Below are 13783 nucleotides of genomic sequence, written 5' to 3' on the forward strand. Positions count from 1 at the left end.
CCTCGCCACGGGGAATCTCACAGCGGCAAACTCCTTTGCCAAGGCAAATACCCCCTGCGAGGGAATGCACCCATGAAACCCTCGCGCCTGCTCTTGATCTGGCTCGCGCTGCTGCTGGCCCTCGGCATTGTGCTGGGCGCGCTGCGGGCACTCGGCGTGGCGGTGCCGGCGACGCTGCTGTCGATCAACTGGGGGTTGCTGTTGGCCGTACTGGCCCTGGCGTTGCTCGACGCGGTGCGCGTCCGGCGCCTGCCCTCGCCCCGACTGCAACGGCAAATGCCCGGGAGCCTGGCCCTGGGCCGCTGGGGTGACGTGCGGTTGGACATCAGCCATGACTTTGCCCAGCCGCTGCACGTGCAGTTTTTCGATCATGTCCCCGACGGCCTGGACTTCGAAAACCTGCCGCTGTCGGTCGAGCTGCAACCCGGCCAGCACAGCCAGGTCAGCTACCGCCTGCGCCCGCTCAAACGCGGTCACTTCACCTTCGCCCAGTGCGAAACCAACCTGCCAAGCCCGCTGGGCCTGTGGACCGACAAACGCCTGCTGGAGGCCGTCGACCACACCCGTGTCTACCCAGACTTCGCCAGGCTCTACGACGGTCAACTGCTGGCGGTGGACAATTGGCTCAGCCAACTCGGCATCCGCCAGCGTCAACGTCGTGGCCAGGGGCAGGAATTCCATCAACTGCGGGAATTTCGCGAGGGCGACAGCCTGCGCCAGATCGACTGGAAAGCCACCGCCCGCCACCGCACGCCGATTGCCCGGGAATACGAAGACGAGCGCGACCAGCAGATCATCTTCATGCTCGACTGCGGCCGGCGCATGCGCAGCCAGGACGGCGAGCTGGCGCACTTCGACCACGCCCTCAACGCGTGCCTGCTGCTCAGCTACACCGCCCTGCGCCAGGGCGATGCCGTGGGCCTGAGCACCTTTGCCAGCGAACAAAGCCGCTACCTGGCCCCGGTCAAAGGCACCGGCCAGCTCAATGTGCTGCTCAACACCGTGTACGACCTCGACAGCAGCCAACGCCCCGCCGACTACCAGGCCGCCGTCACCGAACTGCTGGCCCGGCAAAAACGCCGGGCCCTGGTGGTGCTGGTGACCAACCTGCGGGATGAAGACGATGCGCAACTGCTCGCCGCCGTGAAACGGCTGGGCCAACAACATCGGGTACTGGTGGCCAGCCTGCGGGAAGAAGCCCTCGACCGCTTGCGCCAGGCACCGGTGCAAACCCTGCCTGAAGCCTTGGCCTATTGCGGGACGGTGGATTATTTGAACGCCCGGGCCGAGCTGCATAAGCAGTTGGCCGCCCATGGCGTGCCCACCCTGGATTCGCGCCCCAGCGAGTTGGGGGCGGACCTGGTCACCCAATACCTGGCCTGGAAAAAGGCCGGGACCGCCTAGGTCCTACAGCGAGCCAGCGAAGCTCCAGCTGACTACAGCGCCTTGCGCAACGGACTACAGATCCGCCAGAATCCGCCGGCTTGTGCACCTTGGCCTTGCCCCGTAACTTGATTCGCGTCGCTGATATCCAGCGATCGGGTTTAGTCGCCCGGCGGTAAAAACGGTGTGCACAAGCGTCATCCAGTCGGGTTCCCCTATCCCCGCACTTGATGGTGGCTGTGCGCAGGGCGCCCTCGGGCGCGCCGGGCTTCGTTTTTCCACCGGTCGACTAACCTGCGTCCAGCCGCCACCCCTCGTTTAGTCGCGAACCGGGTGGCAGCACCAATCATGGAAAAACGAATATGATCAAGCCAACCCCCAATCCACCCCATACCGACCCGCTCTCCCCCCACGAAACCCTCGACCCCGAAAAGCTCGACCAAGCAGCCCAAAGAGCCCTGGACTACTACCTCAAGCCCAACCACGGCCAGCCAGACCAGAAAACCGCCAAACACCTGGACTACTTCATCGTCGCCCCCGACGCCGACCCCGAAGGCATGCTCGCCCACACCTACGAAACCTTCTGCTCGGTGAGCACGCTGATCCTGGATTTATCGGAAGACCTGGAAGGCGCCCCGCGCAACCTGGCCCTGGCGATTCACCAGATGGGCGAGATGGGCGTGTTGTTGCTGGAAAGATTGCTGGATAACGAAACGAGGATTCAGCGCTGAAGGCCGAATGACCTGTAGGAAACAGCAAGCCCTGTGGGAGCGAGCTTGCTCGCGATAGCGGTGGATCAGCTTGCGGCAATATTGAATGTACCGCCGCCCTCGCGAGCAAGCTCGCTCCCACAAAGTCGGTAGCCCGTACTGCTCAAGCCGATTCCGGCAATGGATAAAAACTGAAATATTGCCGCAACGCATTGATCAGTTGCCCGTACTCCGGCGGCGCCCACGTCACGCTGAAGCCGGCGTCGAAATGCATCGGCGTCACGTCTTCCTGGCACCACAGGCACCTGGCTTTCAACTTGACGTTTTGCTGTGGCCCTTCATCAGCGGGGATTTTCAGGTGCAGGTCAAAATCCGCACCGATCATCAGCGGAAGATGGCTGATCAGCATCAGCCCATTTTCAGAAACATTGCCCAAAAAACCGATGGGCCTGTCGTTGATGCCGTTGAACACTTTGAGGAAATACGGCAACTGATGCCGTTCGATCCGACGCTCTTTGTACATGTCTTGTATCGCTTTTTTAGCGGCCACGCACAGGGCCGACCGGTCACTTCGGAACGAGCCCAAGCGAGCCCGCTCTCCCCAATCCCGGTGCCAGACGCTATCAAACGCCTTGAGCCTACTTCTGCCGGTCTCAGGTGCTTCTACAGTAGAGATCTAGCTCTAATTACGACTTGTACAAATATAGCCCAAGGTCGGATGGCAACCAGTCCCATGTATTAATTTTCATAAACACGGTGGGCAGAGGCAGAGTGGCCAGGATTGCGCCTGGCCACGAGAGGGAGAATCAAGAAGCTGGACGGATGGCCGAGGCGCTACGAGTCGGGTAGTGGCCCAGGCTCTGCAGGGTTTCGAGCCGGGCACGGGCGCGGAACGCGTATTCGCTGTTAGGGTATTGGGCGATGATGAACTGGTAGGTCTGCGCCGCATCGACAAACAGCTTCTGCCGTTCCAGGCACTGGCCGCGCAGCATCGAGACTTCCGGCTGCATGTAGCGGCGGGCGCGACTGGCGCGGTCGACCTTGGACAACTCGAGCATGACCTGCTCGCAATTGCCACGATCGTAGGCCTTGTAGGCCAGGTTCATGTGGTGGTTCATCGACCAACGGGTGCAGCCCGTGACGCTCAGGGCCAGGGCAACAAAAAGCACGAATCGCATGGGAGGTTCTCCTGTCTTGAGCCCTGTATCGACCTGGCTGGGAAAATCTTCAGCCTGAAAACGCTTACCATGGCTGGCACACCCCCTGTGGCGAGGGAGCTTGCTCCCGCTGGGGCGCGAGGCGGCCCTGTTCTGGGGCTGCTGCGCAGCCCAGCGGGAGCAAGCTCCCTCGCCACAAGAGCAGCGCCAGGCGTTCATATATGCTGCTCATAAAGGCGCAAAAATTTTCAAGAATGTTCATTTCGAAAAACAAACGAAAAAGTAGTGCATATGAACAATGACTACACCCAAAGAGCATAGTAGCCTTCGCTGGCGCTTGAACTTGAGGAGTCTTGCATGTCCGTCCGTCGCACCAAAATCGTCGCTACCCTTGGCCCGGCCAGTAATTCGCCGGAAGTTCTCGAACAGCTGATTCTGGCTGGCCTGGACGTTGCCCGTCTGAATTTCTCCCACGGCACTCCCGAAGAACACAAGGCGCGTGCCAAGCTGGTGCGCGACCTCGCCGCCAAGCACGGCCGCTTCGTTGCCCTGCTGGGTGACCTGCAAGGTCCGAAGATCCGTATCGCCAAATTCGCCAACAAGCGCATCGAGCTGAAGATCGGTGACAAATTCACCTTCTCCACCAGCCATCCACTGACCGAAGGCAACCAGCAGGTGGTGGGCATCGACTACCCGGACCTGGTCAAGGACTGCGGCGTGGGCGACGAACTGCTGCTCGACGACGGTCGCGTGGTGATGCGCGTCGAAACCGCCTCCGCCACCGAACTGAACTGCGTCGTGACCATCGGCGGCCCGCTGTCGGACCACAAAGGCATCAACCGTCGCGGCGGTGGCCTGACGGCGCCGGCCCTGACCGAAAAAGACAAGGCCGACATCAAGCTGGCCGCGGAAATGGAAGTCGACTACCTGGCCGTGTCCTTCCCCCGTGACGCCGCCGATATGGAATACGCCCGTCAACTGCGCGACGAAGCCGGCGGTACTGCCTGGCTGGTGGCCAAGATCGAACGCGCCGAAGCCGTGGCCGATGACGAAACCCTCGATGGCCTGATCAAGGCGTCCGACGCCGTGATGGTGGCCCGTGGCGACCTCGGTGTGGAAATCGGCGACGCCGAGCTGGTGGGCATCCAGAAGAAAATCATTCTGCACGCACGCCGCCACAACAAGGCCGTGATCGTCGCGACCCAGATGATGGAGTCGATGATCCAGAACCCGATGCCGACCCGCGCCGAAGTGTCCGACGTAGCCAACGCTGTGCTCGACTACACCGACGCCGTGATGCTCTCGGCCGAAAGCGCCGCCGGCCTCTACCCGCTCGAAGCGGTGCAAGCCATGGCGCGTATTTGCATCGGCGCTGAAAAGCACCCGACCAGCAAGACCTCCAGCCACCGCATTGGCAAGACCTTCGAGCGCTGCGACGAAAGCATCGCCCTGGCGACGATGTACACCGCCAACCACTTCCCGGGCGTGAAGGCGATCATCGCCCTGACCGAAAGTGGCTACACGCCGCTGATCATGTCGCGCATCCGCTCCTCGGTGCCGATCTACGCGTTCTCCCCGCACCGCGAGACCCAGGCCCGCGCCGCCATGTTCCGTGGCGTCTACACCGTGCCGTTCGACCCGGCCGCCCTGCAACCGGGCGAAGTCAGCCAGGCGGCGGTGGATGAGCTGGTCAAGCGCGGCGTCGTGCAGACCGGTGACTGGGTCATCCTGACCAAGGGCGACAGCTACCACACCATCGGCGGCACCAACGGGATGAAAATCCTGCATGTTGGCGACCCGATGGTCTGAGTGACCGAGCGCTGAAAAACAAAAGCCCCGCCATGTGAATGGTGGGGCTTTTTGGTTTTTGCCTTGAAGCCTGTGCTGTCTGGTCTGCCGCCATCGCGAGCAAGCTCGCTCCCACAGTAGGTCTGCGGTGTCCATGAACCCCTGTGGGAGCGAGCTTGCTCGCGATGGGGCCAAGCCAGGCCCTACAGAACTTATTGCCTGTTGATAAACCCCATCAACGCCGCCACCGCCTCGGGCGAGCGCAGGCGTTGGGTGAACAACTTGCCCTCTTCTTCAATCACCTTGCGCAACAGTTCCCGGTCCGGCGCCCTCATCAGTTGCTTGCTGATGCGCACCGCGTCAGGTGGCAGCGATTCGAAGCGCAGCGCCATCTCCCGCGCCTTGGCCAGTGCCGCTTCACCGCTGTCCAGCGCCTCGGTGGCAATGCCCCACGCCACCGCTTGTTCGCCACTGAAGCCCTCACCCAACAGCAACAATTGCGCAGCTCTGGCCTGACCCAGCAGCCGCGGCAGGATCAGGCTGGAACCGAATTCCGGGCACAGCCCCAGGTTGACGAACGGCATGCGCAGCCGCGCGTCTCGGCTGACGTAGACCAGGTCGCAATGCAACAGCAACGTAGTACCAATGCCCACCGCCGGCCCGGCCACGGCGGCGATCACCGGTTTGCGGCAATCGAGCAGGCTGAGCATGAACTGGAATACCGGGTTATCGAGATCGTTCGGCGGCTGTTCGAGGAAGTCGACGATGTCGTTGCCGGCAGTGAAACAGTCGCTGGAACCGCTGAGCAGCACCGCGCGAATCTGCGGATCGCTGTCCGCCATCGCCAGGGCTTGGGCCAATTGACGGTACATGGCCCGGGTCAGGGCGTTCTTCTTGTCCGGGCGGTTCAAGCGCACGGTCAGCAGCCCGCGTTGACGGTCGAGCAACAGGGTTTCGGTCATGATCGGTCTCGCGTCTGGAAATCAGCGCTCAACCACGGGGCAGGAAGACGTCGGCCAGCAGTTGATTGCGCGGCAAGCCAGCCAGGTACAAACGCTTGGCAAAGGCCTCGACCCGGTCGGGATGGCCGCAGAGTAAGGCCTGGGTTTGCCGGGAAACAAGCCGCAGTTGCGCCAAGGCGGACGACGCCTCGGCCGCGGTCAGCAGCTCCACCGAGAGGTTTTCATGCTTGGCCGCCAGCGCCGCCAGGGGTTTGGCCAGATAATGCCCGGCCGTATCATGGGCCACATGAATAAGGCGAATCGCGCCTTGGTGATGCTGGCGCAAGGCTTCGCGCAGGAGACCGAACAACGGCGCCAAACCCGTGCCAGCGGCGAGCAACCACAGCGGCCTGTCGTGCCAGTCGGCGTCGTAGTGCAAGGCACCGCCACGCAGTTCGCCCAGGCGGATCGGGTCGCCGGCCTTCATCTGCCGGGCCGCGTCGATGAACAGCCCGGGCTCGCGACAATCGAGGTGGAACTCCAGGAAACGGTCTTCTTCGGGCAGGCTCGCCAGGGAATACGGCCGGGCCACCTCGCCGGTCCACAGCACCAGATGCTGCCCGGCCCGATACCGCAGCGGCCGCTCGGGGGTGAGGCGCAGACGCAGCACCTCACCGCCCAGCCAATCCACCGCCATCACCTGGGCGGCCTGGCCGTCACGTTGCGGGTCGAAGGTGTGGATCCGCACATCCTCGACCACCTGGCATTGGCAGGCCAGCCGCCAACCCTGGTCGCGCTGCGTCGGGCTCAAGGCGTCGGGGCGGCTGTCGCGCACATCGCCCCCCACGCACTGCACCAGGCAGGCGTGGCAGCTCCCGGCGCGGCAACTGTAGGGCACCGCCACGCCAGCGCCGTTCAAGGTGTCCAGCAGGTTACTGCCCGCCGCCACCGTCCATTGCCGGCCGGCGACTGTCAGTTCAGGCATCGACGTTCTCCCAAGCGGCGGCGCAACGATTGCGGCCGTCTCGCTTGGCACGGTACAGGGCCTGGTCGGCACGCTGCAACGCGTTGTCCAGGTCATCGCCCATGTCCAGCATGGTCATGCCCGCCGAGAGACTGAGGGCGCCGACCTGCAGGCCGATCAGCTCGACTTCGGTGAACGCCAGCCGCAGCCGCTCGCAACAGGCCGTCAGGCGATGGGGGTCGCAAGCGGGCAGCAGCATGACGAATTCCTCGCCGCCGTAACGGGCCAGTACGTCGCCCTCGCGCAGGCACGCCGTGGCGACCGCGGCAAACGCCTGCAGCACCTGGTCGCCCGCGGCATGGCCATGCAGGTCGTTGATGCGCTTGAAATGGTCGAGGTCGATCAGGGCCAGGCCATGGGCGACGCCAGGCCTGAGGGTGTTGAGTTCGCGGGAGGCCAGGCGCAGGAAGTGCCGGCGATTGAACAGCCCGGTCAGTTCATCGGTGGCCACCAGGTCTTCGAGCTGGCGCATCATCCCGCGCAAGGTGTCCTGGTGCGCCTGCAAGGCAAACCGCCGCTGGCGCATGCGCTGGCGTGAGGTCTGGACGTAGCGGGCGTAAAACACCAGCCACACCAGCACGAGAAACAGCACGGCCACCTGCAACCCGGCCAGGGTGGGATCGGGAAGCCTGAAGAAGTAACCGTCCCAGAGGGTAATCGCGGTGAAGCTGATGAACACCAGCGACGCGCAGCGCACAAAGGCCCGGCGCGACAGATGGAACAACCCGAACAGCAGGATCAGCACATAAAACACCAGGAACACGCCCCGGGCCTGGTCCAGGTGCGCCATCATCCAGGTCTGCCAGCCCAGGCCGATCAACACCTGCACTTCGGTGAGGCTGGGATCGGCGAAGCGCAGGTTGCGGTCGGTGATAAACAGCGCGAACAGCCCGGCCTGGCACAGCACCACCAACACGCTGCCGATGATGACACCGCGCAACGAGTCCAGGTAATGCCCACTGAAAAATGCCAGCCACAACAAAACCAGTGCCAGCGCGTACGTCGCGGCCGCCAAAGCGAAGCGTTTCAGCAAAAGACGTTGAATGGCGTTATGGGTCAATCGTTGACTCACCATGGGAAAGGAAACTGACAGGAGGCGTCCTACGCTACAGGCCAGACGCCACTTTAGTGGCGTGTAGGGCAAATGACCATTCAATTCTGGAGCAGAAAAATGGCGTCAAAGCAATGGCCCAATTGACGCAGTGGCTGGCGCACCTGATGCCCCTGTGGCGAGGGAGCTTGCTCCCGCTGGGGCGCGAAGCGGCCCCAAGATTTTGCGGCTGCTGCGCAACCGAGCGGGAGCAAGCTCCCTCGCCACAGGTTTCACTTTCCACCTCATCAATCCGTCGTGATCGGGAGCAAGCTCGCTCCCACAGGGTGCCGGCCTGCGATATACTGCCGCGCCTTTTTAGCGTCGCGCCAGCATGCCCGGCGTGCCTTAAAGAGGTGTCGTCCGTCGACCGATGCACCCAAACGGGCGGCACCTTATTGAATGTTCCCGTCTTTAGAGAGGAGCGCGACTCATGACCGTGATCAAGCAAGATGACCTGATACAGAGCGTTGCCGACGCCCTGCAGTTCATTTCCTACTACCATCCCGTGGATTTCATCCAGGCGATGCACGAGGCCTACCTGCGCGAAGAATCGCCAGCGGCCCGTGACTCCATGGCGCAGATCCTGATCAACTCGCGCATGTGCGCCACCGGCCATCGGCCGATCTGCCAGGACACCGGCATCGTGACCGTGTTCGTGCGCGTGGGCATGGACGTGCGTTGGGATGGCGCGACCATGAGCCTGGACGACATGATCAACGAGGGCGTGCGTCGCGCCTACAACCTGCCGGAAAATGTCCTGCGCGCTTCCATCCTGGCCGACCCGGCCGGCGCGCGTAAAAACACCAAGGACAACACCCCGGCGGTCATCCACTACTCCATCGTCCCGGGCAACACCGTGGAAGTGGACGTGGCGGCCAAGGGCGGCGGCTCCGAGAACAAGTCGAAGATGGCCATGCTCAACCCGTCCGACTCCATCGTCGACTGGGTGCTGAAAACCGTTCCGACCATGGGCGCCGGCTGGTGCCCACCGGGCATGCTCGGCATCGGCATCGGCGGCACCGCCGAGAAAGCCGCGGTCATGGCCAAGGAAGTCTTGATGGAGTCCATCGACATCCACGAGCTCAAGGCCCGCGGCCCGCAGAACCGTATCGAAGAGATGCGCCTGGAGCTGTTCGAGAAGGTCAACCAACTGGGCATCGGTGCCCAGGGCCTGGGTGGCCTGACCACCGTGCTCGACGTGAAGATCATGGACTACCCGACCCACGCCGCCTCCCTGCCGGTGTGCATGATCCCCAACTGCGCCGCCACCCGTCACGCCCATTTCGTGCTGGACGGCACGGGCCCGGCGTCGCTGGAAGCGCCACCGTTGGACGCCTACCCGGAAATCGTCTGGGAAGCCGGCCCGTCGGCTCGTCGCGTCAACCTCGATACCCTGACGCCAGAAGACGTGCAAAGCTGGAAGCCGGGCGAAACCGTGCTGCTCAACGGCAAAATGCTCACCGGTCGCGATGCGGCGCACAAGCGCATGGTCGAGATGCTGAACAAGGGTGAGACCTTGCCAGTGGACCTCAAGGGCCGCTTCATCTATTACGTCGGCCCGGTCGACCCGGTCGGCGATGAAGTCGTCGGCCCAGCCGGCCCGACCACCGCCACGCGGATGGACAAGTTCACCCGCCAGATCCTCGAGCAGACAGGCTTGTTGGGCATGATCGGCAAATCCGAGCGCGGCCCGACCGCTATCGAAGCGATCAAGGACAACAAGGCCGTCTACCTGATGGCCGTCGGCGGTGCTGCTTACCTGGTGGCCCAGGCGATCCGCAAGTCCAAGGTCCTGGCGTTCGCCGAACTGGGCATGGAAGCGATCTACGAGTTCGAAGTCAAGGACATGCCGGTGACCGTTGCGGTCGATAGCCAAGGCGAGTCGGTGCACATCACCGGTCCTGCCATCTGGCAGAAGAAGATCAGCGACAGCCTGGCGGTCGAAGTGCAGTAATACTTCAGTGCCATGAACAAGGCCGGTGAGCGACAAGCCCACCGGCCTTTTTTTGTGTCCATGTCAGTGATGCTCACTACAGGTACCTGTGGTAATCCTGTGGGAGCCGAGCTTGCTCGCGATAGCGGCCTGTCAGTCAATATCATCTCTGGATGACCCACTGCCATCGCGAGCAGGCTCGCTCCCACTGTGGCTATCATTGGATACAAATCTTGTGCACGGCACCTATCTACTGTGGGAGCCGAGCTTGCTCGCGATAGCGACCTGTCAGTCAATATCATCTCTGGATGACCCACTGCCATCGCGAGCAGGCTCAGCTCCCACAGAGCAACCGCCATGCTATCGTGCCCGCCCGACTTTCCACTGGTTTACGCCAGCATGCTGCCGACCACCCGTACCTTGCGCCTGTCGTTGTACACCCTGCTGATCCTCGCCGGCGCGGCGGTTGCCGCTACCCTCGCCGTGCGCCACGCCGAACGCGAGGCCTTGAAGGAAGATGCCAGCCGTGCCAGCCAGCAGTTGACGCTGTACGCCAATTCGTTGCACACCCTGATCGAACGCTACCGCGCCCTGCCCGCTGTGCTGGCGCTGGATCCGGAGTTGCGCTCGGCCCTCAAGGGGCCGGTCAGCGCGGCGCAGCAGGATGCGTTGAGTCGCAAGCTCGAACAGATCAATGGCGCCGCCCAGTCATCCACACTGGAACTGCTCGACCACAGCGGCCTGGCCGTCGCGGCCAGTAACTGGCGCCTGCCCAGCAGCTATGTCGGGCACAACTATGGCTTTCGCCCCTACTTCATCCAGACCCGCACCCAGGGCACCGGGCGGTTTTATGCGGTGGGCGTGACCAGCGGCATCCCGGGGTACTTCCTCTCCAGCGCCGTGACCGGCGACAACGGCGAGTTCCTTGGCGCGATGGTGGTGAAGCTGGAGTTTCCGGAGCTGGAGCGCGAATGGCGCCAGGGCAGCGACACCCTGCTGGTCAGCGATGCCCGGGGCATCATCTTCATCGCCAATCGCCCGGGCTGGCGTTATCGCCACTTGCAACCGCTGACCGACAGCGACCGCGCCGAACTCAAGGCCACCCGCCAATACGACAAACAACCGTTGCAAGCCCTGGCCCATGAACCGCTGCGCCGCTTCGACGACAACAGCCACCTGGCCCGGGTCGAGGCCCCCGATGGCTCGGCGGATTACCTGTGGGAATCCTTGCCGTTGACCGCCGAAGGCTGGACCCTGCACTTGCTGCGCCGTCCGCAGATCGCCTTCGAGGACCTGCGCAACGCCGGGCTCGCCGCCGCCGGGTTGTGGCTGGCGCTGGTGTTCCTGTTGCTGTTTCTCAACCAGCGCTGGCGCCTGGCAAAGTTGCGCCAGCGCAGCCGCGAAGAGCTGGAACGGCTGGTGGAGGAGCGTACCCGAGACCTGCGCACAGCCCAGGACGGGCTGGTGCAATCGGCCAAGCTGGCGGCGCTGGGGCAGATGTCGGCGGCCCTGGCCCATGAAATCAACCAACCCTTGACCGCCCAGCGCATGCAATTGGCAACCCTGCGCTTGCTGCTGGATCACGGTCGGGTCGATGACGCCTACAAGGCCCTCAAGCCGGTGGACGACATGCTGACCCGCATGGCCGCCCTCACCGGCCACTTGAAGACGTTCGCCCGCAAAAGCCCCAGCGGCCTGCGCGAACGCCTGGACCTGGCGGCGGTGGTGGACCAGGCGCTGCAACTGCTGGACACGCGCCTGCGGGACGAGCAGGTCAGCACCGTGCTGCACCTGACCCGCCCGGCGTGGGTGCGCGGCGATGCGATCCGCCTCGAGCAAGTGTTGATCAACCTGCTGCGCAACGCGCTCGACGCCATGGCCGGCCAACCTCTCAAGCGCCTGGAAGTGCGCCTGGAGACCGATGATCAATTGTGGCGCCTGACCGTCAGCGACAGCGGCACCGGCATCGCCGAGGAACACCTGGCCCAGGTGTTCGATCCGTTTTTCACCACCAAGCCCGTGGGCGATGGCCTGGGCCTGGGGCTGGCGGTTTCGTTTGCAATCATCCATGAGTCCGGCGGGCGCCTGAGCGCGGACAACCACGAGAACGGCGCGGTATTCTGCATGACCTTGCCCATCGATCAGGAGGCACAACTGCATGCTTGATTCAGTCATGGTCGTGGATGACGAAGGCAGCATCCGCAGTGCCGTCGAGCAATGGTTGAGCCTGTCGGGGTTCCAGGTGCAGCTGTTCAGTCGAGCCGAGGAATGCCTGGCCCGGTTGCCGGAGCATTTTCCCGGGGTGATCCTCAGCGACGTGCGCATGCCCGGCCTCAACGGCCTGGAGCTACTGGCCGAAGTACGCCGCCGCGATCCGGACCTGCCGGTAATTCTGTTGACCGGCCACGGTGACGTGCCCATGGCCGTCGAGGCCATGCGCGACGGTGCCTACGACTTCCTGGAAAAACCCTTCAGCCCCGAAGCTCTGCTCGGCAGCCTGCGCCGGGCCCTGGACAAGCGCACCCTGGTTCTGGAAAACCGCCGCCTGCATGAGCAGGCCGACGCCCGCGCCCGCCTCGATGGCACGCTGCTAGGGGTTTCCCGTGCGCTGCACACTCTGCGGCGCCAAGTGCTGGACCTGGCGGCACTGCCGGTCAATGTATTGATCCGCGGCGAAACCGGCAGCGGCAAGGAATTGGTCGCCCGCTGCCTGCACGATTTCGGCCCGAGGGCGAACAAACCCTTCGTCGCGTTGAACTGCGCGGCCATCCCCGAACCGCTGTTCGAGGCGGAGCTGTTCGGCCATGAAAGCGGTGCCTTCACCGGCGCCCAGGGCAAGCGCATCGGCAAGCTCGAATACGCCGACGGCGGCACGCTGTTTCTCGATGAAATCGAAAGCATGCCCCTGGCCCAGCAGGTCAAGTTGCTGCGGGTGTTGCAGGAACAGAAGCTCGAACGCCTGGGCTCCAACCAGAGCATCGCCGTGGACCTGCGCATCATCGCCGCCACCAAGCCCGACCTGTTGGACGAAGCCCGGGCCGGGCGTTTTCGCGAAGACCTGGCCTATCGCTTGAACATCGCCGAGCTGCGCCTGCCGCCGCTGCGAGAACGGCGCGAGGACATTCCCCTGCTGTTCGAACACTTCACCCACAACGCCGCCGAACGCCTGGGCCGCCCCGCCGCGCCCCTGAGCGGCCCGCAGTTGGGCCATCTGCTCAGCCACAATTGGCCGGGCAATGTGCGGGAACTGGCCAACGTCGCCGAGCGCCAGGTGTTGGGGCTGGATCAACTGCCCGTCCTGGAGACGGAGCCGGGCCAGTCCCTCGCGGCCCAGCAGGAAGCCTTCGAAGCCCAATGCCTGCGCGCCGCCCTGACGCGACACAAAGGCGATGTGAAAGCCGTGCTCGAAGAGCTGCAACTGCCACGCCGCACCTTCAATGAAAAGATGCAGCGGCATGGGTTGAGTCGGGAGATGTTTTTGTAGGTTTCTGTGGCGCCTGCACTGGCGCCATCGCGAGCAAGCTCGCTCCCACAGGATGATGTGTACACAGGACAAAAATGTGGGAGCGAGCTTGCTCGCGATGAGGCCAGAGCAGCCCCACGAATAAGCGGATTTCCGCTCACCACCCATCAAAAACAAGCGGATTTCCGCTCACTCAACACCGCAAACCCCTCTAGAACGGCCCTCCAGCGGCTGGCACAGCTCCTGCTATAGCCCTGTCAGGCTGCGCTCCCGCGCGCTCCACAAAAACAA

General features: G+C 63.5%; 11 protein-coding genes. 6 read left to right on the forward strand and 5 right to left on the reverse strand.

What is annotated here, in order from left to right:
• Positions 1-72: 72 nt before the first annotated feature.
• Both BLO80_RS11305 and BLO80_RS11310 read left to right on the forward strand, forming a co-directional pair.
• On the forward strand, positions 73-1404 hold the full coding sequence (locus BLO80_RS11305) for a DUF58 domain-containing protein (RefSeq protein WP_092332370.1): 1332 nt from the start codon (positions 73-75) through the stop codon (positions 1402-1404).
• 341 nt (positions 1405-1745) lie between these two features.
• Positions 1746-2114, forward strand: a complete 369-nt coding sequence (locus BLO80_RS11310; RefSeq protein WP_092332368.1) for a DUF6124 family protein — start codon at positions 1746-1748, stop codon at positions 2112-2114.
• Between the two features lie 142 nt (positions 2115-2256).
• Here the strand turns inward: BLO80_RS11310 and BLO80_RS11315 are convergent, their stop codons facing one another.
• Together BLO80_RS11315 and BLO80_RS11320 are read right to left on the reverse strand one after the other, a co-directional pair.
• Positions 2257-2616, reverse strand: coding sequence for a PilZ domain-containing protein (locus BLO80_RS11315; protein WP_092332366.1), 360 nt, complete (start codon positions 2614-2616; stop codon positions 2257-2259).
• A 283-nt stretch (positions 2617-2899) separates the two neighbouring features.
• On the reverse strand, positions 2900-3271 hold the full coding sequence (locus BLO80_RS11320) for a tetratricopeptide repeat protein (protein ID WP_092332363.1): 372 nt from the start codon (positions 3269-3271) through the stop codon (positions 2900-2902).
• A gap of 336 nt (positions 3272-3607) precedes the next feature.
• On the opposite strand from BLO80_RS11320, the gene pyk reads away from it, so the two are divergent.
• On the forward strand, positions 3608-5059 hold the full coding sequence (pyk, locus tag BLO80_RS11325) for a pyruvate kinase (protein WP_092166364.1): 1452 nt from the start codon (positions 3608-3610) through the stop codon (positions 5057-5059).
• A 191-nt stretch (positions 5060-5250) separates the two neighbouring features.
• On the opposite strand, the gene BLO80_RS11330 is transcribed toward pyk, so the two are convergent.
• Genes BLO80_RS11330 through BLO80_RS11340 form a run of 3 tightly spaced genes read right to left on the reverse strand, consistent with a single transcriptional unit; the run spans position 5251 to position 8063 of the window.
• The gene (locus BLO80_RS11330; protein WP_092332361.1) at positions 5251-6000 is read right to left on the reverse strand and encodes an enoyl-CoA hydratase-related protein; all 750 of its coding nucleotides are present in this window, start codon (positions 5998-6000) and stop codon (positions 5251-5253) included.
• 28 nt (positions 6001-6028) lie between these two features.
• Entirely contained in the window at positions 6029-6964 is a 936-nt protein-coding gene (locus BLO80_RS11335; RefSeq protein WP_092332358.1) for an iron-sulfur-binding ferredoxin reductase, read from the reverse strand.
• Positions 6957-8063, reverse strand: coding sequence for a GGDEF domain-containing protein (locus BLO80_RS11340; RefSeq protein ID WP_092332402.1), 1107 nt, complete (start codon positions 8061-8063; stop codon positions 6957-6959). Before BLO80_RS11340 ends, BLO80_RS11335 begins: the two co-directional genes overlap by 8 nt.
• Positions 8064-8526: 463 nt before the next feature.
• Here BLO80_RS11340 and BLO80_RS11345 point away from each other — a divergent pair, with 463 nt between their 5' ends.
• The 3 genes from BLO80_RS11345 (at position 8527) to BLO80_RS11355 (ending at position 13513) form a co-directional block, all read left to right on the forward strand.
• A complete protein-coding gene (locus tag BLO80_RS11345; RefSeq protein ID WP_060740866.1) occupies positions 8527-10050 on the forward strand; it encodes a fumarate hydratase in 1524 nt (507 codons plus the stop codon).
• A 378-nt stretch (positions 10051-10428) separates the two neighbouring features.
• Positions 10429-12195: a sensor histidine kinase gene (locus tag BLO80_RS11350; protein WP_092332400.1), complete on the forward strand. Its 1767-nt coding sequence runs from the start codon at positions 10429-10431 to the stop codon at positions 12193-12195.
• Positions 12188-13513: a sigma-54-dependent transcriptional regulator gene (locus tag BLO80_RS11355; protein WP_092332355.1), complete on the forward strand. Its 1326-nt coding sequence runs from the start codon at positions 12188-12190 to the stop codon at positions 13511-13513. Before BLO80_RS11350 ends, BLO80_RS11355 begins: the two co-directional genes overlap by 8 nt.
• The last annotated feature ends 270 nt before the right edge of the window (positions 13514-13783 follow it).

The organism is Pseudomonas sp. NFACC56-3 (assembly GCF_900100025.1).
GTDB lineage: Bacteria > Pseudomonadota > Gammaproteobacteria > Pseudomonadales > Pseudomonadaceae > Aquipseudomonas > Aquipseudomonas fluorescens_AA.

What these genes read in the sequence shown, in the direction of transcription:
- BLO80_RS11305 (WP_092332370.1), top strand. Translation starts at nt 73, where the DNA reads ATGAAACCCTCGCGCCTGCTCTTGATCTGGCTCGCGCTGCTGCTGGCC.
- BLO80_RS11310 (WP_092332368.1), top strand. Translation starts at nt 1,746, where the DNA reads ATGATCAAGCCAACCCCCAATCCACCCCATACCGACCCGCTCTCCCCC.
- BLO80_RS11315 (WP_092332366.1), bottom strand. Translation starts at nt 2,616, where the DNA reads ATGTACAAAGAGCGTCGGATCGAACGGCATCAGTTGCCGTATTTCCTC.
- BLO80_RS11320 (WP_092332363.1), bottom strand. Translation starts at nt 3,271, where the DNA reads ATGCGATTCGTGCTTTTTGTTGCCCTGGCCCTGAGCGTCACGGGCTGC.
- pyk (WP_092166364.1), top strand. Translation starts at nt 3,608, where the DNA reads ATGTCCGTCCGTCGCACCAAAATCGTCGCTACCCTTGGCCCGGCCAGT.
- BLO80_RS11330 (WP_092332361.1), bottom strand. Translation starts at nt 6,000, where the DNA reads ATGACCGAAACCCTGTTGCTCGACCGTCAACGCGGGCTGCTGACCGTG.
- BLO80_RS11335 (WP_092332358.1), bottom strand. Translation starts at nt 6,964, where the DNA reads ATGCCTGAACTGACAGTCGCCGGCCGGCAATGGACGGTGGCGGCGGGC.
- BLO80_RS11345 (WP_060740866.1), top strand. Translation starts at nt 8,527, where the DNA reads ATGACCGTGATCAAGCAAGATGACCTGATACAGAGCGTTGCCGACGCC.
- BLO80_RS11350 (WP_092332400.1), top strand. Translation starts at nt 10,429, where the DNA reads ATGCTGCCGACCACCCGTACCTTGCGCCTGTCGTTGTACACCCTGCTG.
- BLO80_RS11355 (WP_092332355.1), top strand. Translation starts at nt 12,188, where the DNA reads ATGCTTGATTCAGTCATGGTCGTGGATGACGAAGGCAGCATCCGCAGT.